The organism is Desulfatibacillum alkenivorans DSM 16219, from assembly GCF_900142135.1.
Classification (GTDB): domain Bacteria; phylum Desulfobacterota; class Desulfobacteria; order Desulfobacterales; family Desulfatibacillaceae; genus Desulfatibacillum; species Desulfatibacillum alkenivorans.
Map to the genome: position 1 here is coordinate 39,291 of NZ_FQZU01000027.1, position 24,315 is coordinate 63,605.

General features: G+C 56.0%; 25 protein-coding genes and 1 riboswitch. Of the genes, 12 read left to right on the forward strand and 13 right to left on the reverse strand.

Going from position 1 to position 24,315, the window contains the following annotated elements:
* The first annotated feature begins 88 nt into the window (after window positions 1-88).
* The 3 genes from BUE18_RS18695 to BUE18_RS18705 are packed head-to-tail and all read left to right on the forward strand — an operon-like array spanning window position 89 to window position 6,301.
* Window positions 89-2,062 (forward strand): serine/threonine-protein kinase, encoded by a 1,974-nt coding sequence (locus BUE18_RS18695; RefSeq protein ID WP_073477707.1) that lies wholly within the window; start codon window positions 89-91, stop codon window positions 2,060-2,062.
* A gap of 36 nt (window positions 2,063-2,098) precedes the next feature.
* Window positions 2,099-3,745: a zinc ribbon domain-containing protein gene (locus tag BUE18_RS18700; RefSeq protein WP_073477708.1), complete on the forward strand. Its 1,647-nt coding sequence runs from the start codon at window positions 2,099-2,101 to the stop codon at window positions 3,743-3,745.
* Between the two features lie 9 nt (window positions 3,746-3,754).
* The gene (locus BUE18_RS18705; protein ID WP_073477709.1) at window positions 3,755-6,301 is read left to right on the forward strand and encodes a protein kinase domain-containing protein; all 2,547 of its coding nucleotides are present in this window, start codon (window positions 3,755-3,757) and stop codon (window positions 6,299-6,301) included.
* A gap of 8 nt (window positions 6,302-6,309) precedes the next feature.
* On the opposite strand, the gene BUE18_RS18710 is transcribed toward BUE18_RS18705, so the two are convergent.
* From BUE18_RS18710 to BUE18_RS18740, 7 genes are all read right to left on the reverse strand, one after another.
* Window positions 6,310-7,230, reverse strand: a complete 921-nt coding sequence (locus BUE18_RS18710) for a DMT family transporter (RefSeq protein ID WP_083611137.1) — start codon at window positions 7,228-7,230, stop codon at window positions 6,310-6,312.
* A gap of 27 nt (window positions 7,231-7,257) precedes the next feature.
* The gene (locus BUE18_RS18715; protein ID WP_244549341.1) at window positions 7,258-8,007 is read right to left on the reverse strand and encodes a DUF3047 domain-containing protein; all 750 of its coding nucleotides are present in this window, start codon (window positions 8,005-8,007) and stop codon (window positions 7,258-7,260) included.
* 25 nt (window positions 8,008-8,032) lie between these two features.
* Window positions 8,033-8,746: a Crp/Fnr family transcriptional regulator gene (locus BUE18_RS18720; protein WP_083611139.1), complete on the reverse strand. Its 714-nt coding sequence runs from the start codon at window positions 8,744-8,746 to the stop codon at window positions 8,033-8,035.
* Window positions 8,721-9,182, reverse strand: coding sequence for a YqaA family protein (locus BUE18_RS18725; RefSeq protein ID WP_073477711.1), 462 nt, complete (start codon window positions 9,180-9,182; stop codon window positions 8,721-8,723). Before BUE18_RS18725 ends, BUE18_RS18720 begins: the two co-directional genes overlap by 26 nt.
* Before the next feature lie 61 nt (window positions 9,183-9,243).
* Complete coding sequence (locus BUE18_RS18730) at window positions 9,244-9,933, reverse strand: alpha/beta hydrolase family protein (protein ID WP_073477712.1); 690 nt, start codon at window positions 9,931-9,933, stop codon at window positions 9,244-9,246.
* Between the two features lie 127 nt (window positions 9,934-10,060).
* Window positions 10,061-11,284, reverse strand: a complete 1,224-nt coding sequence (locus BUE18_RS18735) for an ROK family protein (RefSeq protein ID WP_073477713.1) — start codon at window positions 11,282-11,284, stop codon at window positions 10,061-10,063.
* A 35-nt stretch (window positions 11,285-11,319) separates the two neighbouring features.
* The gene (locus BUE18_RS18740) at window positions 11,320-12,471 is read right to left on the reverse strand and encodes an MBL fold metallo-hydrolase (RefSeq protein ID WP_244549342.1); all 1,152 of its coding nucleotides are present in this window, start codon (window positions 12,469-12,471) and stop codon (window positions 11,320-11,322) included.
* Window positions 12,472-12,592: 121 nt separating this feature from the next.
* On the opposite strand from BUE18_RS18740, the gene BUE18_RS18745 reads away from it, so the two are divergent.
* On the forward strand, window positions 12,593-13,192 hold the full coding sequence (locus BUE18_RS18745) for a TetR/AcrR family transcriptional regulator (RefSeq protein WP_073477715.1): 600 nt from the start codon (window positions 12,593-12,595) through the stop codon (window positions 13,190-13,192).
* A gap of 84 nt (window positions 13,193-13,276) precedes the next feature.
* On the opposite strand, the gene BUE18_RS18750 is transcribed toward BUE18_RS18745, so the two are convergent.
* From BUE18_RS18750 to BUE18_RS18765, 4 genes are read right to left on the reverse strand one after another with little or no spacing between them, the layout of a single operon-like run.
* Entirely contained in the window at window positions 13,277-13,831 is a 555-nt protein-coding gene (locus BUE18_RS18750; RefSeq protein WP_073477716.1) for a 2-oxoacid:acceptor oxidoreductase family protein, read from the reverse strand.
* Between the two features lies 1 nt (window position 13,832).
* Complete coding sequence (locus tag BUE18_RS18755; protein ID WP_073477717.1) at window positions 13,833-14,636, reverse strand: 2-oxoacid:ferredoxin oxidoreductase subunit beta; 804 nt, start codon at window positions 14,634-14,636, stop codon at window positions 13,833-13,835.
* 3 nt (window positions 14,637-14,639) lie between these two features.
* Window positions 14,640-15,788 (reverse strand): 2-oxoacid:acceptor oxidoreductase subunit alpha, encoded by a 1,149-nt coding sequence (locus BUE18_RS18760; protein ID WP_073477718.1) that lies wholly within the window; start codon window positions 15,786-15,788, stop codon window positions 14,640-14,642.
* Window positions 15,785-16,000, reverse strand: a complete 216-nt coding sequence (locus BUE18_RS18765) for a 4Fe-4S dicluster domain-containing protein (RefSeq protein WP_073477719.1) — start codon at window positions 15,998-16,000, stop codon at window positions 15,785-15,787. The genes BUE18_RS18760 and BUE18_RS18765 overlap by 4 nt, the downstream gene beginning before the upstream one ends.
* Window positions 16,001-16,327: 327 nt before the next feature.
* Between BUE18_RS18765 and BUE18_RS18770 the strand changes: the two genes are divergently transcribed.
* Window positions 16,328-16,846 carry a universal stress protein gene (locus BUE18_RS18770; protein WP_073477720.1) on the forward strand — a complete coding sequence of 173 codons (519 nt, stop codon included), beginning with the start codon at window positions 16,328-16,330 and terminating at the stop codon, window positions 16,844-16,846.
* Window positions 16,847-16,871: 25 nt separating this feature from the next.
* Window positions 16,872-17,354, forward strand: a complete 483-nt coding sequence (locus BUE18_RS18775; protein ID WP_073477721.1) for an ACT domain-containing protein — start codon at window positions 16,872-16,874, stop codon at window positions 17,352-17,354.
* 165 nt (window positions 17,355-17,519) lie between these two features.
* On the opposite strand, the gene BUE18_RS18780 is transcribed toward BUE18_RS18775, so the two are convergent.
* Window positions 17,520-17,792, reverse strand: a complete 273-nt coding sequence (locus BUE18_RS18780; protein WP_073477722.1) for a hypothetical protein — start codon at window positions 17,790-17,792, stop codon at window positions 17,520-17,522.
* Window positions 17,793-17,988: 196 nt separating this feature from the next.
* On the opposite strand from BUE18_RS18780, the gene BUE18_RS18785 reads away from it, so the two are divergent.
* Both BUE18_RS18785 and BUE18_RS18790 read left to right on the forward strand, forming a co-directional pair.
* Window positions 17,989-18,315 (forward strand): hypothetical protein, encoded by a 327-nt coding sequence (locus BUE18_RS18785; protein WP_073477723.1) that lies wholly within the window; start codon window positions 17,989-17,991, stop codon window positions 18,313-18,315.
* A gap of 487 nt (window positions 18,316-18,802) precedes the next feature.
* The gene (locus BUE18_RS18790) at window positions 18,803-19,012 is read left to right on the forward strand and encodes a cold shock domain-containing protein (protein ID WP_073477724.1); all 210 of its coding nucleotides are present in this window, start codon (window positions 18,803-18,805) and stop codon (window positions 19,010-19,012) included.
* 497 nt (window positions 19,013-19,509) lie between these two features.
* On the opposite strand, the gene BUE18_RS18795 is transcribed toward BUE18_RS18790, so the two are convergent.
* Window positions 19,510-20,505: a beta-ketoacyl-ACP synthase III gene (locus tag BUE18_RS18795; protein WP_073477725.1), complete on the reverse strand. Its 996-nt coding sequence runs from the start codon at window positions 20,503-20,505 to the stop codon at window positions 19,510-19,512.
* A gap of 312 nt (window positions 20,506-20,817) precedes the next feature.
* Window positions 20,818-20,895, forward strand: a riboswitch (cyclic di-GMP riboswitch).
* Window positions 20,896-20,922: 27 nt separating this feature from the next.
* Here BUE18_RS18795 and BUE18_RS18800 point away from each other — a divergent pair.
* The 4 genes from BUE18_RS18800 to BUE18_RS18815 all read left to right on the forward strand — a co-directional run bounded on the left by BUE18_RS18800 (window position 20,923) and on the right by BUE18_RS18815 (window position 24,164).
* Entirely contained in the window at window positions 20,923-21,279 is a 357-nt protein-coding gene (locus BUE18_RS18800; RefSeq protein ID WP_073477726.1) for a hypothetical protein, read from the forward strand.
* Between the two features lie 303 nt (window positions 21,280-21,582).
* Window positions 21,583-22,470 (forward strand): response regulator, encoded by an 888-nt coding sequence (locus tag BUE18_RS18805; protein WP_170868406.1) that lies wholly within the window; start codon window positions 21,583-21,585, stop codon window positions 22,468-22,470.
* Between the two features lie 112 nt (window positions 22,471-22,582).
* Entirely contained in the window at window positions 22,583-23,299 is a 717-nt protein-coding gene (locus BUE18_RS18810) for a FadR/GntR family transcriptional regulator (protein ID WP_073477728.1), read from the forward strand.
* Window positions 23,300-23,330: 31 nt separating this feature from the next.
* A complete protein-coding gene (locus BUE18_RS18815; RefSeq protein ID WP_073477729.1) occupies window positions 23,331-24,164 on the forward strand; it encodes an SDR family NAD(P)-dependent oxidoreductase in 834 nt (277 codons plus the stop codon).
* Window positions 24,165-24,315 lie beyond the last annotated feature (151 nt).

Below are 24,315 nucleotides of genomic sequence, written 5' to 3' on the forward strand. Positions count from 1 at the left end.
GGGCTATCTCCCCGAAAAATCTTTTGTTCTTGATCCCGCAAGGCATTTTTACTAAACTGGCCTTTCAATTTTCTGCAGGAGATATCTTATGTGCGCCCAGGACAAATTGGATGATCAATTGACCATGGTGGACGGCATGCAGCAGGGCCAAACCGGTCAGCAGGAGCATACCGGCGCTCTGGACGACGCCCCAACCATGGTTGTGGAACCTTCCCCGGACACAATGGCCGGCCAGTCTCCCAGCGAACGCTTTGAAATTCTGGAGGAGTTGGGCCGGGGCGGTATGGGAGTGGTGTACAAGGCCCGGGATAAAAAGCTGGGCAGAATCATCGCCTTGAAATCCTTGAAGCCGGAAAGCACGGCCTCCAACAAGGCCGTGGAGCGCTTTTGGCGTGAGGCCAAAGCCATTGCCGCTTTGAGCCACTTCAACATCGTGGGGATCTACGACGTTCTGGAGCAGGGGCAGGCCTTGTGGATCGCCATGGAATTTTTACCTAACGGCAGCCTGAAAGACAAGGTTAAAAGCCAGGGCCCCTTGCCGCCCAAAGAAATTGCAAAGATCGGCCGTCAGCTTGCCGACGCCGTGGACCACGCCCACTCCCGGGGCATTTTTCACCGGGACATCAAGCCGGGCAACGTTCTGCTTTCCGAACGGGACACGCCCAAGCTGGGCGATTTCGGCCTTGCCCAGGAAATGAGCACCGCCGGCGACATGACCGTGGCCGGCGCCATGATGGGCACCATGTATTACGCCGCACCCGAACAAATGGCCAACGGCAGCAACGTGGACGCCCGCAGCGATATTTACAGCCTGGGGGCCACCCTTTATATGATCGCTACGGGCGAAGCGCCCCGGACCATCAGGCCGAACCGGATTCCCGAAGAAGTGCGGGGCATTATCTGCAAGTGCCTGGAAGAGCATCCGGACAAACGCTTTCAAAACGCCGCCGAATTGGCCAAAGCCTTTTCCACCGGAGAGTTCGCGGAGGCCCCGAAAAAAATCGGGCAGGCCTGCCCGGCGTGCGGCCACTTCAATCCCGAAACCCTGCGTTTTTGCCAAAAATGCGGAGGCGGGCTGGCCTCCTTATTCCGCAAATGCCCCAAATGCCGGGCCGAAAACCATATTAACGTGGAATATTGCGGAAAATGCGGCGAAAACATTCCCATGGCCTTCCTGGCCCTCAAGGCTAGAAAAGCCTCGGCCGACGGCCAGCCCCAGGCGGCCGCCAAAGCCTGGAAAGCCATCCTCGCCAAAGACCCGAAGCACCAGGAAGCCCGGGCCAACCTCATCCGGATTGTGGAAAACAACCGCAAAATCAAGGAAATGGCGAAGTTCGCCAAAGAGGCTTATAAACGGGGAGATAAGGAAAGCGCCTACAAGTGCTTCTGCCAGATTATAGAAATCGACCCCACCCTGGAAGAAGCCAAGAAAAAATGCGAAAGCATGAAGCCGGGCCTGGTCCAGCAACGCCTGGCCCGGGGCAGGACTTTTTTCTCCGCCAAAAAATACGAGCAGGCCTACAACCAGTTGCAGGGCGTCCTCGACCTGGATGAATTCAACCGGGAAGCCCTGGATCTGATGACTCAAGTCACGAGGTTCTACAAGCCCGCGGCGCCCAAGGTTCCCAAATCCGCCGTCCATGTTTCCATGGGATTGACCGGCTCCCGCAAGGTCAACAAAAAGGTGATGTCGTTCATTGCCATCAGTGTAGTGGTTCTGTTTATGACAATCATCATCAGCCTCTCCCGCAACGAGGACGGCAACTCCATGTTTGACGCCCAGGCGAAAAACGCGGCCGTCCAGGTGGACAAGGCGTTGAAGGCCGTTGTCGACACCCTGCCGGATCAGCCTGTCACCCTGGAATCCATTCTGTCCACAGGGGTGCAGTGGCCCCCGGCCGTCAGCGTCTCTGTTGACGACCCAGACCCTGAACATCCCAAAGTAATCGTGGTTCATGCAGCGGGTAAAAAGATGTTCATTGTGAACGGCACTGGCGAAATGAAGGAAGAGCCTTTTCAAATAGCACCCATCCAAACGCCTCGTCCGGCTGTGGATGAATAAGGCTTGTGATGTAAAATCGGGAATCAGGAGTTTAATATGCATTATAATCCGGGAGCTTGGCGCTTGGATGACGCCACCGTGGCCAGCTTGCTGAGCCGCGAGGATTTGGCGAGCCATTGGATTTTCGGACGGCAAATGACCGTTCACCCGGGTGAAGCCGCCCTTTGGATGAAGGACGGTAAAGTTGTGAAGGTCGCCTCCGAAGGGGAAAAAATGGTCTCCGGCGTCCTGGACCGGCTGAAAAGCCTGTTCTTTGCAGGAGGCCAGTTGACGGTCATCATGATGGACGTCACGGATATCACCCTGGATTTCCGGATCGGCGTGGACAAGGACATCGTCTTCGCCAACGACCCGGAGTTCTACGGCAAACTCCTGGACGCCTACGGGCGGAGCAATGAAAAAGAAGAAGACGTCACCACCCTGGTGGACCGCTACTCCAAGGATTTGGACTCGGAGCTGCAAAAACGCCAGGCCATCCTGACCCGGGACCGGGAAAGCGTGGCCTTTGACGTGCGGCTGACCTTTGCGCTTTTGCCGGAAAAGGGCCGGGATCTGTTCCCCCTGTTCGGCGCGAAAAACGCCCTGCAGCGCTATTATATCGAAAGCCTGGCGAGGCAGCAGTTGGAGGCCAAGCTCTTCGTCCCCACCTTGTCCCTGTATACGGGCGCTGAGCTGCGGCAAAACCTGGACATTTTGGCGGGAATCAATAAAAAGGCCCGCAAAAACCTGGAAGCATGGTTTTTGGAAAGGGGCATAAGCCTCAAGCGCCTGGCAATCAACCCCGCCCTGACCGGCGACGAACGCAAGGCCATTATCGCCAAGGAAAAAAAGGCCCTGGAGTCTGCAGCGGCGGACCGGCATCAGCACGATCTGGAAGAGCTGAACAGGGAGTTCGACCGGCTTGTTTTGCGTGAAAAACTGGCCGCCCAGGCCGTACAGGTCAAAGGCGAGACGGACAAGGAAAAGCAAAAAATCCTCCAGGCCACCTTTCTGGCCGACCAGGAAAAAAAGCTCTCCGCCGCACAAATGGCGGACCGGATCGAACGTATCCGCCTGGCCACCAAGCTGGAAGCCCAGAAAAAACTGAAGGAGCTTGCGGCTTTCGGCGTTAAGAAAAAATGGGAAATCGAAAAAGAGAAGATGGCGGCCGAGGCAGAGCTGGAAATGGATAAAATGCGGGTTCTGGCCGAGGAATACCGCAAAAATAAGGAACTGAAGGCGGAGCATAAACGCAAGGAACTGGAAATGCGCCAGGACGAAGCCAAAAAGGAACGGGAGCACGTGGAGCGGCTGCTGGAAATGGGCGCCCAACAAGGCGTGCTGACCGACGGCGCCATCCAGGAAGCCCTGCGCCAGCAAAGCATTCGCAAGGCCCTGGATCAGGGCGAGTCCGTTGGCCGGGCCTTTGGCGAGGCCCAAAATAGAGGGCTTCCCGGCCAGGAGGTTAAATCCCTGCCCGGCCAGCCTTCCATTTCCATTACAGGCCAGGGCCCCTTGCTGGTGAATACCGGCGGCCAAAACGGCGACGGATCGAAAGACCAAAGGGCGTTGCCGGACCCGGGCGGTTCCCGGTCCGCCGTCCCGGAGGCTTCCTACGTGGTTACCGTATGCCCCAAATGCGGAGAGGCCGTCCCTGACGGGTCGGCGTTCTGCGGCGTTTGCGGATATAAGCTGGACGAATAGGAGAACTGTATGGCCGCTTTTTCCCCGGTTAGGTTCGGGAAATATCTCTTGCTGGACCCCATTGCCGTCGGCGGCATGGCGGAGCTTTTTCGCGCCAAAATGATCGGGGACGCGGGTTTTGAAAAACTCATCGTGGTCAAAAAAATCCTGCCTCACCTGGTGCAGGAAAAGGAACTGGTGGAATCCTTTATTTACGAGGCCCGCTTGGCCGCGCACCTGCAGCACGAAAACATCATTCGGACCTACGATTTCGGCAGGATGCAGGACGATTACTTCATATCCATGGAGTTTTTGTTCGGCAAGAATCTCCGCTTCGTCCTGGAGCAGGCCAAGGCCAAACGCCTCTCCCTGGGAATGGGCAACATTCTCCACATCATGGCCCTGGTTTGCTCAGGCCTGGATTACGCGCACAGCTTGACGGATTTTGCGGGCAATGACCTTTCCATCGTGCATAGGGACATCAGCCCTCCCAATATTTTCATTACCTACGACGGCCACGTAAAGGTGGTGGATTTCGGCGTGGCCAAAGCCGCCAGCAAAAACTCCACCACCCAGCACGGGGTGATCAAAGGCAAGGTGGCATATATGTCGCCCGAGCAGGCCCTGGGCCAGGAGATCGACCACCGGTCCGACATTTTCGCCGTGGGCAGCATCCTGTATGAAATGGTCACGGGCAAAATGATGTACGAGGGCGAAACCATGCAGGTTTTGGCGAAGGCCCAAAAAGCGGAGTTCGAGCCCGCCGAAAACCTGGCCAACATCCCCAGAGGTCTGGCCATTGTGCTCAAACGGGCTTTGGCCAAGGACCGGGAGGAGCGCTACCAGACCTGCGGCGCCATGCAGGCGGGCCTGGAGGACGTCATGGTGGAATTGTCCGTGCGCCCGTCCCAACGCGGCCTGGCCAGCTACATCACCGCCCTGTTTGACGAGGAATTGCCCAAGGAACAAGCGCTCTTGCGTGAGGTGGCCGCAATCCAGGTCCAGGACGATCAACTGGTTCCCGTGGAAGAGGCCCCTCCGCCCAAGCAGCAGGAAGAGCCTTCCGAAAAAGTTCTGACGCTTAAAAAAGTCAGAAAGCCCGCCCCCACGGCTCCCTGCCCGTCCTGCGGCAAGCCCGCGGACCCGGACCTGGATTACTGCCCGTGGTGCGATGCGCCCATCAAGGGGGCGGCGCCTATCGCCCCGGCCCAGGCGACCATGGTTTCCTGCTTATCCTGCGGAAAGCCGGTCAAGGCCCATTACAAGGTTTGCAATTACTGCGGCGCCAATATGCAGGCGGGAGTCCCGGACAGGCCAGGGCAAAACCACCCGGCTGCGGGCGTCTCTCCAGGGCAGTCCGCCAACAAATTGCCGGTGGTGATCTACTTTAATGCAGGCAAGAAGATTGCGGAAAGAACCATGGATTTTCTGGAAATGGCTGTGGCCAACACCGGACCGGCGCCTGTCGAGGGGTTGAAGGTCGCCGTCCGGGGAACCCTCATCGCCCGCGTTCTGGAGGAAAAGCTGCCCTTCCCCCTGGAGCCGGGACGGCCTTACGCCCTGAACGTGCCCGGATTCCTGCCCCGTTGCGCGGGAAACGACTCCCTGCATCTTTCCGTGGAAGGACGCGGCAAGGACGGAGAGCCTTTTTTTTTACTGGGGACCATTCCCGTGGAAGTCTCGGCCAAAGACGAAGCCGCGCCCAACGTCAACGTAAACATCTCCGCCAAAGGCCCGTTGATTGTGGACCTGGAGGACGCCATTCCAGGGCTGACGGGCAAAAAGTCCAGGGAGGAGGATCCCTCCGCGCCCCAATGGATTCCCCTGGAGTTGCACCCGGACCTGGAGAAACAGGAAAGCGCCAGCCGGAAGTTTCCCCCGGCCTGCGTTTCCTCCCAGGCATGCGCTTTGGATGAGGCCGTGGCCTCCGCCATCCATGCAGTCAGCCCGGACGCAGCGCCCATGGCCGAATTCAGGTGCCCGGACGGCACGGTATACACCATCGTGCCCGGCGCTTCCTTGCTGCTGGGACGCAAGCGGGACATCAATCATGTTCCGGCCTTTTTATTCCCCGAAGAAGCCCACGAAGGGGAAAACGTCAAGGTCAGCCGCAATCATTGCCGGATTTTCGTCCGGAAAAACCGGGTTTTCATCCGGGACACCAGCTCCAACGGAACCTTTCTGGGCAAGGAGCGTCTTCCTTCCAAGGAAGACGTGATGCTCTCCACCGGAGAGTTGGTGGTGGTGGGCGGAGTCCTGGAAATGCGGGCGGATATTTTCACCAACGGCAAGGATATCATCGCCGTCAGGCTGAAACGCCAGAACAACAAAACCAACGAACGCTACATCCTGGCTCACGGACCGGTCCCCCTGGGGCCGGGGAGCGGCAACCCCATCCAGGTGGCGGGCGCCCCCAAGTTTTTAGGCGCCATCTATTACAATCCCCTGGCGGATAAATGGCTGTTCCGGCCTTTGGAGGGCTTTGCAGCCAACGGCAAGGACATGATCCTGCCGCCCAAAAAGGAGCTTTCCTTCGGCAAGGCCAAATGCCGGTTTAAAATTCTTCAGCAGGAATAAAGTCCCTGTTAATCGTTCGTTCTCGCCGGCCGCCTTCCCACCGAGCCTATATATATGGCGGCCAAAGCCAGAACGGCGCCAATAAGGCGCGCGGATCCTGCGGGAAGGTCGAAGAACAGGATGTCCCAGATAAAGGCCAGGGTGGGTTGAATCAGGATAACCAAGCCGGCCGTGGAGGCCGGGATTCCCGGCAGGCCCGTTGATATCAAAAGCCAGCCGATTGCCTGGGGGCCGATTCCGTAAACCACCAAAATCCAAAACCCGGTTGTCCCGCCTGTGGAAAACTCCGACCCCCTGAGCAGTGAGGTCGCCCCTACGAAAAAAGCCGTGGATAAAGAGAGCCAGGCCATGTTCGTGACCGCCGGGAGCTTGCCGGTCCGGCCTTGGCTGTTTCGCACCGCCAAAAGATACATGGAATACCAAAAGGCCGCGCCCAGGCCCCAGGCCACGCCGATAATCGTTTTTTGGGGCAAGGCTGAGACGTCCACGCCCACCAAAAGCCACAGGCCCGTAAAAGCCATGATAATGGAAGCCGCCAGGATGGGTGTGGCCTTTTCCTTGAAAAAAAGCACGCCCAACACCGCCAGGATTACGGCCTGGAAATTGGTGATGATGGTGGCCAGGCCCGGCCCCACATAGTTAATGCTGACATGCCAGAATTCCAGGTCCAGGGTGAACAGAATCCCGCACATGGCCATGATGGGGAGAAAGCCCTGGGCCTTCAAGGCTTTAAAGGGAGACTCCTTTCTGAAAATCGCCCAGGCCAGGAGGAACATTCCGCCGAAAAAGGTCCGGCCGAAGGAGCCTGCAGAGGGGGACGCCCCGGACAATTTAAACAGCACCGGCGAGAAGCTGATCATGACGCCGCCTGCAAAGACCTTTGCCATGGCGGCCAGTTCCGGGGATTTTTTTGGGGCGCCGCTGTTCACGAAGGCCTCCTGCACTTAGCCGATGGATTATTCCGGTTTCAAAACAATGTCGCCGTAATACGAAACAGCCTGATCGCCCGTGTTGTCCGAGTCGGTCATGATGGCGATTCCTGCGATGGTGGGCGGATCCTCGCCGAATGCGTTCCGGTAGTCTTCCAGGATGTTCCGCCGCTCCGAAACCCATTGGCCCAGATTTTCATCGCCGCTTTCCACGGCGATCATCTTCACCCTGTCGGAGAATGGATTGGGCGCAACCGTTCCCTTGGGCGCGTTGCTGGCCCAGATGTAATTGATGGCGCCGTGGGGCGGATATTCCCCGTATAGCACCTTGGCGGTTTTGTATTTGGCGCGATCCCAGAATCCCACTTTGGAGGGGTCGTATTTAAAGCTCACATAAACCCGAGCAGGATAGTCGTCCCCGCTTTTTTGGGTGACGTCCCCTTTTTCATACACGCCTGTCACCTTCCAGCGCCACTCCATGACGGGATACTGAGCCGGATCAATTTCCTTTTTGCAGATCATGCCGGATGAAGATCCCTTGCTTTCCGCCCGAACCACCACTGCGCCCTCGTCCTCCACCAGGGTGTATTGGGTGTGCTCCTCAATTTTAGGGAAGAACAAAGGCTCCCAACCCTGGGGAAAATCCCCGCCGGCCGAGGCCTTGGAAAAAAGGCCCAACTCCAGGGCCGGCAGGCTTGCAGCAAGCGTTCCGGCCAGTCCTGCGATAAAAAGGCCGAAAATCAAACTCATCCGAACAATATGTTTTTTTGTCAACATGGCTACGCCTTCCCGGCTGAAAAAATCAATCGTCCACATCCCCATTGCCGCCGGTGGAGCAATCCTCCAGCCCCTGGCGGTCAAGGATTTGAATCTCCCGCTTATCCACCTGAATCAAGCCCCGATCCTTGAGCCTGCCCAAAGACCGGGACAGGGTTTCGGGGATGGTCCCCAACAGGCTCGCCAGATGCGCCTTGGAAATATGCAGCACAACCAGGTCCAGGCTATTCTGCTCCGCAGCCATGTGCAAGATGTATCCGGCCACCCTGCCGTCCACTTCCTTTAAGGACAGGTTCTCCACCTGGACCGTAAACTCCCGCAGCCGCCGGGCCAACACCGCCAGCATATTCATGGCGATGGGCGGGCTTTGGTTGATCAACTCCACAATGCCCTTGCGGGAAAAATACAGGCATTTGGTTTTGATCAAAGCCTGGGCGTTGGCCGGATAGGAATCGCCGGAAAAAACCGGAACCTCGCCGAAAGGCTCACCCGGCCCGAATACATGGAAAATCTGCTCCTTGCCTTCGGGCGAAATCTTGTAAATCTTCACCTGCCCGTCCAGGGCCGCATAAAAGCCTTGGGCCTGATCCCCGTCGTAAAAGATAAACTGCCCCTTTTTAAAGGAGACTTCCGCGGCCATATTGCGGACGAGCCTGAGCTGATCCTCGTCCAGGCCGGCGAAGAACGGAATATGGGAAATGATTTCAAACACCTTATCCAGCGATTTGTCCAAGCCCAAAATTCACTCCCGCCAATATGAGAAAGTATCGGGCGCCTTTTCCCAGCGCCGTCCAGAACGTAAAGGCCAAAATATTCACGCGCAATATCCCTGCTACCACGGTAAGGGGGTCGCCCACAATAGGCGCCCATGCAAAAAACAAGGCGGGAGCGCCCCAGCGGGCAAAGACCTTTTCGGCCCGCATCAGGGGTTGGGACTCGTTGTCGACGTATTTTTTCAGGATAAAATTCCGGCCCCACCTGCCTGCATAATAGTTGACCAGGGCGCCCAGGGAATTGCCCGTGGTCGCGATGATAAATACCATGGCGGGGTCAAAGCCCGAGGCGGCCATGGCGGCAACGGCGGCTTCGGATCCCAAGGGAACCAGGGTGGCGGCCAAAAAGCTGACGACAAAAAGGCCTGCGTACCCGAATTGGATGAGTTGTAATTCGTTCATGGCCGCAAGCCTGTACTAGCAGGTAAGCATTTGGGACTGCGAAAAAAAGCCGCCTTTGGTTTTAGGGATGATCCAGCCAGGCGATGGTTTTTTCCAATAATTCGTCCTGGACGGATTGTTTGTCCCGGTCCGCGTTTTTAGGCAGTTTAAAAGAGTGGTCGCCGCCTTCCACGATTTCCAGGACCGGTTCCTTAGGGAGTTGGACGAGGTTTTTTTGCAGCGCGTCCAGGTCGCATAGGGAGTCCCGGGTTCCGGCGAAAAACAGGGTTGGAACGCTGATATCCTTAAAATGGGAGCTGCGGGGCTCTTCCTTTTTTCCCGGCGCGTGCAGGGGATAGCCGTAAAAAATCATGCGTTTGGGATCTATGTCGCCTGAGGCCTGAAGCTGGGAAGCCACCCGGCCGCCCATGGACTTGCCCGCAGCGATCATATTCTGAGGCCGGAAATTGGGATGGTTTTTCAGGTACTTGAATGCGGCGATCCAGGCCTTTTCCAGGGTTTTCTGGCCGTCTGGACGCTTTTTGCCTTCTTCGCGGTACGGGAAGTTAAAACGCATGACCAGATGCCCTTGTGCGGCAAGGCCCTCCGCCAAATTGGCCAGCATGGAGTGGTTCATGTCGTTCCCGGCGCCGTGAGCAAGCACCATGGCCCATTTTTCAGGCCTGAATCCGGCTTCCGGCGCGTTGATCACAACCGACACGGGTTTGGAGTCCGGGATTTGCATCTTTGCCTGGATTTCAATGACTGACACCGCCTACCTCCTGATTGTGAGATAATACGAGAAGAACAGCATCTTATTTATTCATTACAGGCCCCTGCTTGTCAATTCCGTAGAGGCTCAATGGCGTGAAAAAATGCAGGAAAGATAAAAATGGGGATTAAAAAGAGGTAGGCGCGTCGGCTTCCATATGCCCGGCCCAGGAGGAGTAAAAAGGCGGGGGGGCGACCAGGGACAAGGCCGCGTATTGAGATATGTTTTTCACCGGGGTAAGCTCCACCTTGAAGTCTGGGGGCAGCATCACGCTGTCTTTGGCCAAGGCACGGACCATCTGGGCGATGTTCTCCACATGCCAGGGATTTTTAATGGCTACGCCCTCGCCGATGCCTATAATCTTTAAGCCCAACAATTGGGCGGCGCTGACCGCGCAAAGGGCGACGGCATAAGCCGCCAGGTTTGCAATAAACATGGACAGGCCGTCCGTCCCGGCTCCGGCCAGCTCCATGACGGCCTCCGCGCTGACCGTCCGTCCATTTAGCTGAGATGTCCTGACCAGTTCAGTCAAATTCAGTTTTTCGCCGTCCATGAAGGAAGCGTTGCACTGGTTAAAAAACCGGCTCAGTTCTTCCAACTGGGAGTCGTCTTTGATGGAAAGCAATTTCCGCGCGCAGGTTTGAATCCCCCTGCCTGACGCGAAATTCTCGGCGCAGGCCGTTTTGCGTCCGGCGCTGCAACCGCACTTCTGCCAAAGCAGATTCGGGATAAACCCCATGGGAACATGGCCGATTTCCAAGGGAGCGGAGAAGCCGGGAACGCCGAAGCCGAACCCGGTTCCCAGGATGAAATAGCCGGTCTTTGCCGGAGGGATTTTCCGCTTGGCCTTATACCAGACGCCCTGGGCCGTCGCCGCGGCCGTTCCGTCATTAGCGGCCCGGACGGGGCAACCCTCATCATAGTAAGGCGCCGTTTCCGCGAAAACAGGGGCCTTTCCATCCCACACCAAAACCCCTTTTCCTCCGCCCGATTCCTGGGCGAAGCATAAGGGCGTGTTGCCGCCCAGGATGAAAATCTTTCCGCCCTGCTCCCACGTCCTGCCGCACAAACTCACGCCTTTGGCGGCGATCCTCCCGCCGTTCATGACCGATCCGGAATGCTGAAGAAAGGCGGCTTCCTGGTGTTCCAGATACAGCCTGACTCGTTTGCTTCGGGGTTGGACGTCCAAAAACACGTCGCAGGCGTATTGGGCCGGGACGTCTTCCATTTTTTCCGATATCAGAAGAAAAGGACTGTCAAAGCGTTGGTGGGCGACGACTTTTCCGGTTTTGTCGGCCAGGGAAAAATCCAGTTTGGTGCCGCCCACGTCCACGCCCAAGTAATAATCCATACTCCCCCAATTCGATGAATGGCCCTAAGGGAAAATCATCCCGCATTGGCCACGATCTGGGCCATGCCGTCGGGAACCTGTCGCCACCAGGCGGCCTGAGGAAGCGCCTCCGCGGGACTGAAGCGCTGCCCCATCAGGGGAACCGCCAAGCGCACCCCCTTGGCCTCGGCTGCGGCCGAAACCCGTTCTGCAGGCTCGTCCCAGGAGTGCAGGCTCAGGTTAAACTTGCCCCAATGGATGGGCATGAGCGTTTCGCCCTGCAAGTCCAGATGGGCCTGCACGGTCTGTTCGGGCGCCATGTGGATCAACGGCCAGTACGGGCTGTACGCTCCGCATTCTATCATGGTCAGGTCGAATGGGCCGAATTTTTCGCCGATCTCCTTAAATCCGTCGAAATATCCCGAATCCCCGCCGAAAAACACCCTATCCTTTTCGCCCTGGATCACCCAGGAGCACCACAAAGTCCGGTACGCGTCCAGCCCGGCCCTGCCGGAAAAATGCCGGGCGGGCATGGCCGTATAGGTTACGGGTCCGAAAGTGAAGCCCTGACGCCAGTCCAACTCCACGATGCGTTCCTTGTCAATTCCCCATCTTCCCAGATGAGCCGCCACGCCAAGAGGAACGAAAAACCTGGCGGTCCGGCCTTCCAGAGCCATGACGGCCCCGTAATCCAGATGATCGTAATGATCGTGGGAAATCACCACGGCGTCGATGGCGGGCAGATCTTCTATATTCAAAGGAAGCTCTTCGTTAAACTGCTTGGGGCCGGCGAAGGCCACAGGAGACGCCCTCTTGCCAAAAACCGGATCGGTGAGGATCACCTGGCCGTCCATCTCAATAAGCGCCGTGGAATGCCCCAGCCAGGTGACGCGCAACTCCTCCGGGGCGCCTTGGCCGATGGCCTTGGCATCCACCTTCACAAAGGGCAGAGGATGCTCAGGAACCCGGTTATTGTCCGTAAAGGCGAATTTCCAGAACGAAACCACGGATCCCCAAAATGACTCCTGGATGGGGGTTTCCAGAGGGTTGAAAAACTTTCCGTCCTTAAAATGGTCCGATTCCCTTGTCATAGTAAGCCCATCCCCTTCGCCCCTGGCCCCCAGTTGGGGCGCGCAGGCGTAAAAAGCCGCCGCCGATCCCAATAAAACCGTCAATACAAACAGCGCCCCCATGGTTCTCCTCTTCATGCCCATTCTCCGGGTTCATCCTTTATTGTTGAAAATTTAAACTACCCAGTGTAGTTTTATGGTAATATAACACGGAATCCGAGCAAGTAAACCTTTAAGTTTACTTTTTTGAGAAAATAAAATGAAACTGACGGAGAAAAAAAGAGCGGACATCCTGGAGGCGGCGGTGGCGGAGTTCAAGGCCGGGGGCTTTCAGGGAACGAGCATGGACCGCATAGCCTCCACGGCCAAGGTTTCCAAGCGGACGGTGTACAATCATTTTGCCAGCAAAAAGGAATTGTTCCGAGCCATCCTGGTGGAGCTGGTCAAACGGGGCGCCCAAGCCCCGGGCCAGGCTTACGACCCGGAGCGCCCATTGGATGAGCAGCTTTTTGAAATCGCCAATCAGGAACTGGCCTTGTTTTCCTCCCAGGATTTTATGGATCTGGCCCGGGTCACCCTGGCGGAATATATTTTAACGCCCGAACTGGCCCGCCGGGCCTTTGACGAGATGAACGACAAGGAACTGGGCGTGCATGCCTGGATTCGCCAGGCTGCTGAGGATGGGCGCTTGCGAGCGGCGGATCCTGAAATGGCGGCCCATCAGTTTTTGGGTTTGATCAAAACGTTTACAGTCTGGCCCCAGCTTGTGGGGGGGCAGCCCCTGCTTTCCTCCGGGGAGGCGGAACAGGTCATTCGCTCGGCCGTGGCCATGTTTTTGGATCATTACGGGGTTGAATAGGACCTATCTGTTTTCACGCAGAAAACGCCCTTTGGAAATGGCTTCCAAAGGGCTTTTTTTCGTAATATGCGGTCAGGTTCCGGATCACGCCATGACGGTTTCAAACGGCTCCGCCATGTTGTACCCGATGTCCAGGGCTTTTTGGTTCATCTCCAAAAAGCCTTTGGGGATGCGGGTTTCCAGCACTTTCATGATGGACTCCGGCTTGACGATGCGGATGATCCGGGCCACGGCGCCCAGCATGCACACGTTGTAGACGATGGGCTTGCCGATTTCATCCATAACGGCTTCGTACATGGGCAGCTGGATGGGAAGGGCGTCCACCTTTTTTTCCGTAGCCACATATTTGGGATCCGAAACCAGGATCCCCCCCGGCCTCAGAATCGGATAATTGAGGGAATACGCTTGCTGGGTCAGAGCCACCAGCAGATTGGGCTGCAGCACATTGGGGAAGAGGATTTCGGTCTTGGAAATAATCACGTCCGCGCGGGTGGATCCGCCCCGGGCCGCGGCCCCGTATTTTTGGGACTGCACCGCAGACATGCCTTCGTAGAGGGCTGCGGCTTCCGCAAGAATCACCGCGGCCGTGATAACGCCTTGTCCTCCTGAACCGGAAAACACAAGATTATGTCGTTGCATGTTATGCCCCTCCCTTTGCCCGTTCAATGATCTTGTCGTATTCGGCGCAATATTCAGGCAGGTTTTTTTCCACAAAAACGCCGCGCTCGATGAGGTCGGGATTTTCCTGCTTGGCCTTGGACCCGATGGGAGTGGTGATATCCTTGAACCGTTTGATCATATCCGGCGCTTCGCCCAGCTTGTTCTTCCTGCCGTAATAAGTGGGGCATTGGGTCATGATCTCCACCACGGAAAATCCGTCGTGCAGGATGGCGTCGTGAATCATCTTGGTGCATTCCTGGGCGTGGAAGGCCGTGGATCTGGCCACATAGGTGGCGCCGGCGGCCTTGGCGATCTCCACCACGTCAAAACTGCGGTCGATGCTGGCGTACGGGGCGGTGGTGGCCATGCCTCCGATCCCGGTGAGGGGTGAAAACTGGCCGCCCGTCATGCCGTAAATTTTATTGTTCATGACAATGGCGGTCATGCCGATGTTCCGGCGGGCGGCGTGAAGAAAGTGATTGCCGCCGATGGCCAAGGCGTCGCCGTCGCCCATGGGCACGATCACGTTCAGCTCGGGTTTGGAGAGCTTGACGCCCGTGGCAAAGGCCAAAGCCCGGCCGTGCAGGGTGTGCAGGCTGTGAAAGTCCACATACCCGGAAATCCGGGCCGAACATCCAATGCCCGAAACCATGACGATTTCGTTTTTGGAAAGGCCCAACTGCTCCACGGCCCTAAGCAGGCTGTTCAACACGGTTCCGTGGCCGCAGCCCGCGCACCACATATGAGGGAAAAAACGCTCGCGAATATAATCTTTAAGGGCCATGGCTTACACCCCCTTTCCCTGGATAAGACGGAGTATTTTTAAAATGTCCGGAGGCGTGATGTATTCGCCGTCCACCCGGTTGGCCAAAAACACGTTGTCCGGGCTGTCCACGGCCTTTTTCACTTCGTGAACGATCTGGCCGGTGTTCATCTCCACCACGATCACGGATTTCTTCCCGGCGCAGCAATGCTTCACCACGTCCGCCGGAAAGGGCCACAGGGTTTGAAGCTCCAAAAGCCCCAGCCTTTCGCCCCGCTGCCTCCGGTCCTTGACCACGTGGAGGGCGGACCTGGCCGAACAGCCGTAGCTCACCATAACCCTTTCCGCGTCGTCCAGGTAATACTCCTTGTAACGGGCCAGGACGTTCACCCGGTTTTCTATTTTGTCGATCAAGTGCCGGATCAGGTCATGGACCATTTTGGGATCGGAAGTGGGGAATCCCCACATGTCGTGATACAGGCCGGTGACGTTAAACCGGTGCACCCCGCCGAAATCGGACATGGGAAGGCGGCCGTCCTCCCTGGGCAGGTAGGGGTGATAGTTCACCCCTTCCCGCACATTAGTGCGCAGCCTTTCCACCAGGGGAAGCTCTCCGGGCTCGGGGATTTCCAGCTTTTCCCGCATGTGGCCCACGGTTTCGTCCAGCAGGAGAATCACCGGGGTCCGGTAGGTTTCGGCGATGTTGAAGGCTTCCACCGTCATTTCAAACACATCCTGGTGGCTGGATGCGGTCAGGGCCACGATGGAGTGGTCCCCGTGCACGCCCCAGCGCGCCTGCATGACGTCTCCCTGGCTGCCGTGGGTGGGCAGGCCCGTGGACGGCCCCCCGCGCATGACATTGACGATCACGCAGGGGATCTCCGCCATGATGGCGTATCCCAGCCCCTCCTGCATGAGGGAGAAGCCCGGCCCGCTGGTGGCGGTCATGACCTTATGGCCCGTGAGGGAGGCGCCTACTATGGCGCATATGGAGGAGATTTCGTCCTCCATCTGGATGAACTTGCCCCCGGCCGCGGGCAGGCGCATGGCCATGCCTTCCGTGATTTCACTGGACGGCGTGATGGGATACCCTGCGTAAAACTGCACTCCGGCGTATAGGGCGCCTTCCATGCACGCTTCATTTCCTTGTACGAATTTTACCTGTCTGCTCATTTTTCATCCTGCTCCGTGATGATTTCAATGGCAAGATCCGGGCAGCGCATCTCGCACAGTTTACAGGCGATGCAGTCCTCCGGCCTGACGGCTGCGGACTTTTCCTCTGCATCCATCTCCAGGACCTTTTTGGGGCAAAGCTCTACGCAGATGCCGCAGCCTTTGCACCAGTCTCTATTGATCCTGTGTTCCTTGAGTTTGGCTTTAGCCATGTGCCGCTCCCATGAATGGTGGTTGGTAAATCTTAATAATTATCTCTCTCAGGTAAATCCATATCACACCCCGCCTTGTCCTGGCAAATTTGATGGTGTGCATTTTTTGTTCCTTTTTTGGGCGTGCGGCCCGGGAATCCTGTTTTCGTCCGACCGTTTCAGCGCGTCATAATAAGGCTCCGCCTTGGGTTTTAATCAAAAAGGTTGCAATGGAGCCCGCCGCCCTGTATATTTTTTTCTCCAGATATAGTCAGGTAAGAGGGGTGCACAAACATTCATTAGAGTATTCGCCCAACCTTGGGGGCGGATAGGGGGAGCTGACTAGCAATGCATGAGATAAACAAAATACTATTTGTAACCGACCTTACGGCCAATGCAGCCCATGCCTACCAATACGCCTTGACCATGGCGGAGCGCTTCGGCGCCGCCATCGTGGTCATGCATGTGATGGAAGGCACGGCGTCCTTGAACGAAGAGGCCCTGGGCAAATGGATAGGCAAACGCCGCCTGGACGCTATGAAAGACAAGGCCAAGGAAGAGGCCAGGGACGCTTTGATCGGCAAAAAGCGTGAGCACGAAATCATGCAGGAAGCCCTGGAAAATTTCTGCACGGAAGTGGGGCAGGCCTGCCCCGATGATTCCAAAGTCACGTCGGACGCCATTGTCATCACGGAAGGCAGAGTGGTGGACGGCATTATCGATACGTGCAAAAAACAAGACTGCGACATGATTGTCATGGCCCATCCGGTCAGGAGAGTCATTGACGAACCTCTGTTCGGGGCCACCACCAGGGGGGTGCTGCGTAAAAGCATCAAACCGGTGCTGCTTGTTCCGCCCGAACAATAAACACGTCATTTTTTTGGAGGGTTTTATGGTCAGGACTGAAATCAGGCTGTTTTTAACAAACAAGCCCGGAGAGCTGGGGCGTTTATCCAACCTGTTGTCTGACAACGGCATCAATGTGGACGCCCTAACCATACAGGACGCCTCGGACTACGTGAAGGAGCTTTTCAAGGCCAGGGGCAAATCCATCCGCCGCATCGCTTCGGCGTCCAACTACAACTCCATGCAAAAGGATTCGGTGGAGTACGCCCTGATTCGCCTGGTTGTCAGCGACACGGACAAGGCCGTGGATCTGCTTTCCAGGGAGGAATACCTGTTTGACTTCATTCCGGTCATCGCCCTGGAAATGAAAAACAAGCCCGGAAGCCTGGCCGAGTTCGCCAACACCCTGGGGGAACAGGGAATCAACATCAATTACGTTTACGGATCAGCCGTTCCGGGCACGGGCAACGCCTTGTTTGTGTTCAGCCCCGAGGACATCGATCAGGCCATCAAGATTTTCAAGGAATAGCGGCTCAAAAAGACAAGTTGTTTGCCAGCGACCGAAATATAAAAAGGGCGGGGAGACGATCTCTCCGCCCTTATTGGTTGCGCAGAATGCTTGGAGATTTCCGGGAAGCGAGCTCATTGGAAACCGGGAGCCCGATAGTCAATTAAATGACAATCCGGCAGAATCCTAACGCCGCTTGCCGCCCCGGCAGCGCATGGGCACGGTCTTGCCGTCCCGCTCCTCATAGACCTGTATGGCGTGCACCCCGGCGCCCGAACTGCCCCCCAGAATAAAGGTCACCAAAAACACATGGCCTTCGGCGCAAATGGTTTTCACAAGCCATCCGTTGAGCTCCGAAGGCAGCTTGTCCTCGCTAAGGATTTGAATGTCGTCGGCGAAGGCGCAGCAACTGCCCGCCAAGTATAACAGCACGACAAGAAAAATGAGCATTCTCTTCATGAAATCACCCCCACTTGATTAAAATAATACGGGATTCCCCTAAGGCCCAGGATGGTGAGGCCATCTTGCATGAAAAACCCGTTTCTGTCAAGGCGCATGCCCGGCATTTGCATTTGCCCTTTCTAAAATCCTGACATGGCATAAAGCCTGCACTTTTCTTCCCTCACAAGCGAACAGCCGCCAAGGAGATTTTTTCATGACGCCGGGAGACATTCTGAAGAAGTGCCATTCCCTGGCCGTGGCCAAGACGCGGGAAATGGGAGAGGACTATGCGGAGCTGGTCTTTTTCCGGAAAGATCTGGATAAATGGAGCCAGGTCCTTTCCGAAAGCCTGGGGCCTGCGGCAAAGGGCGAAAACTGCACGCCTTCCAAGGAGCAGCAGGGATTGACCAAAGCTCTGGGGGGGGTCCGGCACAGCCAGACTCTGTTCGCCCGCAAAGGGGCTAACGGAACCGTGGTGGCCCTATATTGGCCCTGGCGCGACAAGACTCACATCACCCTGAAGCTGGGGCTCATCCCCTGAAAAGGGGCTATTATGATCCTTAGCCTGTAAAATACTTACCAATAGTCCCGCCTTTCGACTCTCTATTCCACTACCTGTTGTGGTTTCATCGATTGTAACAAAAAAATCTTGAAAAAACAAAAATGTAATGATAAGTTACTATCATACTTGTGTATTCTTGGTCCATGAGCCGAGGATCCCCCGGGCCGTGTCCTGTGCATTGCCTCCCTGTCTGACTCAGTATAGCTTCCGGTCTATCAACCGGGCTTTTGGAATATAAAGAACGCTTACCCAATACACCATTCCCTGTGGGAAACAACATTATGAAATCTATCCGTCAGGCTTGTCCGCGCCTTTGGGCCATGCATAGCGCCTGCCTGGCCGATTGAATATTTCGGGCCGTCAAAAGGCCGGATATTATGGGGATGGGTTATTTCTGCGCGCCGGGATGAATCCCGGGCGCTGATTAGCCCCTGTTGGATGTAACATAGCCAAGAGGAAGTTTATTATGTCTGAGCGTGAAATGGGAACGGTCAAGTGGTTCAATGACAAAAAAGGTTTTGGTTTTATTGAACGTGAAGAAGGCGGGGATGTGTTTGTGCATTACAGCGCCATCGTCGGCACGGGATTCCGCTCCCTGGCCGAAGGCCAGAAGGTGGAGTTCACTGTGGTGCAGGGCGCTAAGGGGCCTGCTGCAGAAGAAGTCTCTTCCGCGTAACGAAAGAAGCTCCTTGCCTTCCGGGGGAGCCGGTTCAATCGGAAGGCGCGGAGCCCTTCCAACATCATCATCCAGGGCCTGACAGCCCTGTTTAAAATCCGGTGCATTCCTTTTCGGAGATGCGACTGCCTTGGTGCGTCCTGATTTCAGGGCCGAAAAAGGCCCCGCCGCAATACGCCGAAAATCCCTAAAGATTGGAATCCGGTCAGCCGATAATACTAGTGGATCGCGGGAAGCCTACCCCAACACGGTCCATTCATATTCTTCGGGAAGCCCCTGGATATTTTCCCCCCCCTTCCCCCGCACCGGATTTCAGGGGCTTCGTTTTCCACCCACGAACAGGCTCCTGGCCTGTTCTTGGTTTTTGGGGCCCATGGCATACATCGATGCCAACCTTTAACACTGTAATTTCAACAAGATAATCGATATAGGAATCTGTTTGTGAAAAAAGGCCGACGCAACACCGCCGGCCTTTTGCAATTTCAATAGTTAAACGGCTACCACCGCATGAGGTTGGCGCCCCAGGTAAAGCCGGCTCCGAACCCGAGCATCATGATCAAGTCGCCGCGCTCCAGCTTTCCGGCCCTATAGGTTTCATCCAACAGCAAGGGGATGGACGCCGCCGTGGTGTTGCCGTAATTCTGCATATTGTGGAGGAACTTCTCCCGGTCGATCCCCAATTTGTCGGCCACGATCTGGTTGATCCGCATGTTGGCCTGATGGGGGATGAAATACTTGATGTCGTCCGGGTTGACATTCTGGGTTTTCAGCGTGTTCTCCACGGTTTCCACCAGCCTGGTCACCGCGTGCTTGAACACGGTACGGCCGTCCATTTTGGGAAAGATGTCGGTGTTATCAATGGAATCGTGCGTCATATAAGGCTTCCGGGACATGTCCCAGATATCCAGGTACAAGGCCCTGGCGTGCTTGCCGTCCGCATGCAGCTCGGAGTACAACAGGCCCCGGTTGGGATCTTCGCAGGGGGAGACCACGGCCGCCCCGGCGCCGTCCCCGAACAGCACGGTCACGTCCCTGCCCCGGGTGGAAAAATCCAAAGCGCTGGAATGGACTTCCGAGCCCACCACCAGAACATTCTTATACTGGCCGGTCCGCACAAAGGCGTCTGCAATGGACAGGGAATACAAAAAGCCCGTGCACTGATTCCTTACATCCAGAACGCCCTGCCCTTCCAAACCCAGCTTGGCCTGCAAATAACACCCCGTCCCGGGAAAGTGATAATCCGGCGACAGGGTGGCGAAAATCAGATAATCCACGTCCTGCATCCCGATGCCGGCGTCATCCACCGCTCTCCTGCACGCCTCCACAGCCAGGTCCGAGCAAAACACCCCGTCCTCGGCATATCGTCTTTCCTTGATCCCGCTTCGCGTCTGGATCCACTCATCGCTGGTGTCCATGAACTGGGCCAGGTCGTCATTGGTGACGACTGTGGGAGGCACATAACTCCCGATACCGGATATCACACTACGAATCATCAATTTTCCTCCGAAAATGAACAGGCGCGTTTAGGCGCAGGGCAGGCGTTTGTCAGGCTATTGTTTAAAGAATGACCGAACGCTTGTCAATGAACTTTGGCCTGAACCCTCCCAATTTCAGCAAGCCCTTCGTCCTGGCGCACAGGATTTTTCCTGCATCGCAGGACGCCTTCGCCGCCCTCCCACCCAAAATTTACCTAAAGTTCTCTGAAAAAAAGCCGAAAGATTTCCTAGATCAACGCAAAACGTTCTTTGACAATAAGAAATCACCACAGGGCGGTTCTTTTTTTGAACAGCGTCGTCATGTTGCTTTTTGTTCTCAGCCAAACCTGTTGCAAAGCGGGGACGGAAAGCCACGGGTCCGCGTCCGCGGACAGCCGGGTTGCCTGCAGGAAATACCTGCTGAAAGGGGACCTCATGAAGAAGAAAGCAGTATTGATCACAATTATTCTCGTCGTATTAGGGTGCGTGCCGGCCATGGCCCAAATGGTGGAACTTGCTGATTCCGATTTGGAATTGATCACCGGTCAGGCCTCGGACATCGGCGTCCCCCAAACCTTTGAAAGCGCGGACGCCAGCCAGATACGGCGCAATTTCGAATTGGGCGCCCTGGACATGGACTCCGTCATTCAAAACCTAAAAGGGACGGAGTTCGAATTGCCCAGGACCACCATTTCCATCGAGTCCATTTCCACCAGCACCCCTTTAGGCGCCATCGACGTCAGAGGGATTAACGTGGACATGGAAGCCGGAACCAAAGTTCGTTTTTTTTAACCATACGGAACGGTGCGGCAGCTTGACGGCGCTGTTGAGAAAAAGACCTCCCTACCTGTGTTTTTTCTTATTGCTAACCCGCTCATTATAATAAAAAAAGAATAAAAATCCTATAAAATCAATATACTATATAACAAGACCTTGGGCATGGGTTTTGCAAATATGACAGTCGTCGAATTTGTCGTCCTGTTTGGCGGGGGAACCAAACGCCGGCTATTGAGCGGATTGTCGTTGTTTTACGATTTTTCCTCCCGGCAGGCCTTCCCCCCACGTTTTCAATTTATCAAACGGAAGGCCAGGCTCATGATTACCATGCCAGTGCAAGAAAGCGCCGGTTTTGCACCCTCTTGTGAAAACCGGCGGATCAAAAAAGCGGCCGGACTGGCTGCGTTGCTCCAGGAAGCCTCCCGCACGGGTCAGCAGCAAGAGGAAGTCCAGTGCATTCTGGACGTGCAGGAGAGCCTGTGGGAATGCAGCGTGCCGGAAGAACGGCTCCAAAAGGTTTTTTCCCAAGTCTTTCAAGCAGCCGGAGAACATGCGCCCGTTGGCGGCAGGATTTACGCCAGACTTGGAAACGCCGCCATTTCCAACGCCGAAGCCGAAGCCGCCGGCCTGGCGCCCGGCGCCTATGTTAAGGTATCCATCACCAACAGCGGCTTTAATATGGACTGCCCGGAAAATTTAACGGCGGAAACGGACGCCCTTTGCGGCCTGACCCATAGGTCCGGCCCTAACGGCGAAGTCGCCTTCTTCCTCCCGGCCGTACGCAGCGAAGCCCCCGCCCCAAAACCCGAAATCGAAGAAAAGCAACGCATCCTCATCATGGACGACGACGAAGCCGTGTGCGAAATCGCCGTCCAGATGCTTAAATTCCTGGGGTACGAATCCGCCGTGTCCATGAACGGAGACGAAGCCGTGGCCGTGTATAAAGAAGCCCAGGAACAAGGCAGGCCCTTCGCTGCGGTCATCCTGGACCTCACCGTGCCCGACGGCCCCGGCGCCGAAGAAACCATCAAGCGCCTGGAAGCCCTGGACCCCAACGTGACGGCCCTCATCTCCTCGGGATATTTTGACGAGCCGGCCGTGGCCCAGTTCCAGGACTACGGATTTTCAGGGGCCATCATCAAACCGTTTCGTTTAAAAGCCCTGGGGGCTGTGATCAAAGCCGCCCTGACCGGAGAGATGGGTTGAGGGAAATTTTTCTCTACGCATGGAAAAAATCGGTTGACAAAATTTTTTAACTGGACTACTGGTCGGACCATCAGATCAGATGATGAGGCTACCGCCAACTGCGAGGATCCCTATGCAAATAAAACCCGTGGAAAAACAAAGCCTGTCCAACCAGGTTTTCAACCAGATCAGAGACTTTATCCTGAACGAACAATATCGTCCGGGAGACAAACTCCCCTCGGAGCGTGAACTGTGCGATCTCATGCAGATCAACCGAAGCTCCGTGCGGGAAGCCCTCAAACGCCTGGAGCAGGCCAGGCTCATTGAAATCCGCCACGGCGAGGGATCCGTGGTCCTGGACTTTAAATATCACGGCGGATTCGACCTTATCCGGCATATGGTGGAGCCTGGCAAGCCGCTGAATTACCTGGCCATACGCAGCTTGTGCGAAGTCCGATCCCTGGTATGCACGGAAATCGCCCGGCTTGCAGCGTTGCGGATTAAGGAGCCGGAGGCGGAAGAGTTGGCGGGAATCGTGGGGCAAATGAAAATCTGCGTCCAGGACGGGGAAGGGGATTTTCAAAGCCTGGATTTCGAATTCCATTACACCCTGGCCAAGGCCAGCGAAAACGTGGCTTTTTTATTGATGCTCAACTCCATCCGGGAGGTTTACCTGCCCATGGCCCAGGCCTTTTCGGCCATGTTTGCGCATGTTGCAGGCGATCCCGGAGTATACGAAGACATATATCAGGCCGTGAAGGGGGGGGATTCCCAAGAGGCCGGAAACTTAACCCACCAATTGATAGAAGAAGGCAACCGGATTTTCATGGAATTACGTGAGAAAGCCTGAAGCGCCGGGCCTGACTGGGAAAGGACGCAACATGCCAAGTTTGCAGGGAAAAAGAGTTTTGATCACAGGCGCGGCCAACGGCATCGGCCGCTCCATGGCGGGATACTTCGCCAAGGCGGGAAGCACGCTCATCCTTACGGATATGGACGCACAGGCCCTGGAAGAAACCGCGGACAAGCTGCGCCAGGACGGAGCGCGCATCTACACCTATGTGGTGGACGTATCCAAGTCCGAAGAAGTGAACAAAATGGCCGAACAGGTCATCGCCCATCCGGGCATCGACATCCTTATCAATAACGCGGGGATCGGCCATAACGGGGAAATCATCGAGACGCCCCTGGCCAAGTGGAAAGCCCTCATGGACGTGAATTTCTACGGGCCTCTTTACCATGTCTATGCGTTCATGCCTCAAATGATCAAGCAGGGCGGCGGCCACATCGTCAACGTGTCCTCGGGCCAGGCTTTTTTCCGGCTGCCCACCTGGGGGCCTTACGCGACCATCAAGCTGGCCCTGGGCGGATTTTCCGAACTCCTGCGGGTGGAGGCCAAGAAATTCGGCATCAAGGTCACCACGGTCTACCCATTTATGGTGAACACCGGATTTTACAAGGAAATCGACGGCGAAACCTTTGGAACCAAGCTGTCCATGAAACTCCTGCCTTTTTATTCCATGAAGCCAGAAAAGGTGGCCAAGATCATCTTCAAGGCCGTGAAAAAGGAGAAGCCCGTGGAAATGGTCAGCATGTTCAATGACCTGGGATATATCACCCGGCTGCTGCCGCCTGTTTCCAATATGGTGAGCGCCGCCTCTCTGCTCTTCCTGGGCAAAGACGCGGACGTCCTTCGCCGGGAGCAGGGGATTTAAAGCCTTTTTTTTAAAAAATGCCATCGCGATTCAGGGAGACAATATTGGAGATTTTGGGGACATGAACCTATCTCTGTTTGTGTGCTGAGACTAACCAGGCAGGATGCCTGAGATAAGCATCATCCCCCAAAATCCGCCTTGAAATCAACAA

Excerpts from the sequence above, each read along its gene's own strand:
- BUE18_RS18740 (WP_244549342.1), bottom strand. The coding sequence starts at position 12,471 with ATGAAGAGGAGAACCATGGGGGCGCTGTTTGTATTGACGGTTTTATTG.
- BUE18_RS18735 (WP_073477713.1), bottom strand. The coding sequence starts at position 11,284 with ATGGATTATTACTTGGGCGTGGACGTGGGCGGCACCAAACTGGATTTT.
- BUE18_RS18810 (WP_073477728.1), top strand. The coding sequence starts at position 22,583 with ATGCAAATAAAACCCGTGGAAAAACAAAGCCTGTCCAACCAGGTTTTC.
- BUE18_RS18715 (WP_244549341.1), bottom strand. The coding sequence starts at position 8,007 with ATGTTGACAAAAAAACATATTGTTCGGATGAGTTTGATTTTCGGCCTT.
- BUE18_RS18775 (WP_073477721.1), top strand. The coding sequence starts at position 16,872 with ATGGTCAGGACTGAAATCAGGCTGTTTTTAACAAACAAGCCCGGAGAG.
- BUE18_RS18815 (WP_073477729.1), top strand. The coding sequence starts at position 23,331 with ATGCCAAGTTTGCAGGGAAAAAGAGTTTTGATCACAGGCGCGGCCAAC.
- BUE18_RS18700 (WP_073477708.1), top strand. The coding sequence starts at position 2,099 with ATGCATTATAATCCGGGAGCTTGGCGCTTGGATGACGCCACCGTGGCC.
- BUE18_RS18795 (WP_073477725.1), bottom strand. The coding sequence starts at position 20,505 with ATGATTCGTAGTGTGATATCCGGTATCGGGAGTTATGTGCCTCCCACA.
- BUE18_RS18705 (WP_073477709.1), top strand. The coding sequence starts at position 3,755 with ATGGCCGCTTTTTCCCCGGTTAGGTTCGGGAAATATCTCTTGCTGGAC.
- BUE18_RS18760 (WP_073477718.1), bottom strand. The coding sequence starts at position 15,788 with ATGAGCAGACAGGTAAAATTCGTACAAGGAAATGAAGCGTGCATGGAA.
- BUE18_RS18785 (WP_073477723.1), top strand. The coding sequence starts at position 17,989 with ATGACGCCGGGAGACATTCTGAAGAAGTGCCATTCCCTGGCCGTGGCC.
- BUE18_RS18695 (WP_073477707.1), top strand. The coding sequence starts at position 89 with ATGTGCGCCCAGGACAAATTGGATGATCAATTGACCATGGTGGACGGC.
- BUE18_RS18790 (WP_073477724.1), top strand. The coding sequence starts at position 18,803 with ATGTCTGAGCGTGAAATGGGAACGGTCAAGTGGTTCAATGACAAAAAA.
- BUE18_RS18770 (WP_073477720.1), top strand. The coding sequence starts at position 16,328 with ATGCATGAGATAAACAAAATACTATTTGTAACCGACCTTACGGCCAAT.
- BUE18_RS18800 (WP_073477726.1), top strand. The coding sequence starts at position 20,923 with ATGAAGAAGAAAGCAGTATTGATCACAATTATTCTCGTCGTATTAGGG.
- BUE18_RS18805 (WP_170868406.1), top strand. The coding sequence starts at position 21,583 with ATGATTACCATGCCAGTGCAAGAAAGCGCCGGTTTTGCACCCTCTTGT.
- BUE18_RS18745 (WP_073477715.1), top strand. The coding sequence starts at position 12,593 with ATGAAACTGACGGAGAAAAAAAGAGCGGACATCCTGGAGGCGGCGGTG.
- BUE18_RS18750 (WP_073477716.1), bottom strand. The coding sequence starts at position 13,831 with ATGCAACGACATAATCTTGTGTTTTCCGGTTCAGGAGGACAAGGCGTT.
- BUE18_RS18765 (WP_073477719.1), bottom strand. The coding sequence starts at position 16,000 with ATGGCTAAAGCCAAACTCAAGGAACACAGGATCAATAGAGACTGGTGC.
- BUE18_RS18725 (WP_073477711.1), bottom strand. The coding sequence starts at position 9,182 with ATGAACGAATTACAACTCATCCAATTCGGGTACGCAGGCCTTTTTGTC.
- BUE18_RS18755 (WP_073477717.1), bottom strand. The coding sequence starts at position 14,636 with ATGGCCCTTAAAGATTATATTCGCGAGCGTTTTTTCCCTCATATGTGG.
- BUE18_RS18780 (WP_073477722.1), bottom strand. The coding sequence starts at position 17,792 with ATGAAGAGAATGCTCATTTTTCTTGTCGTGCTGTTATACTTGGCGGGC.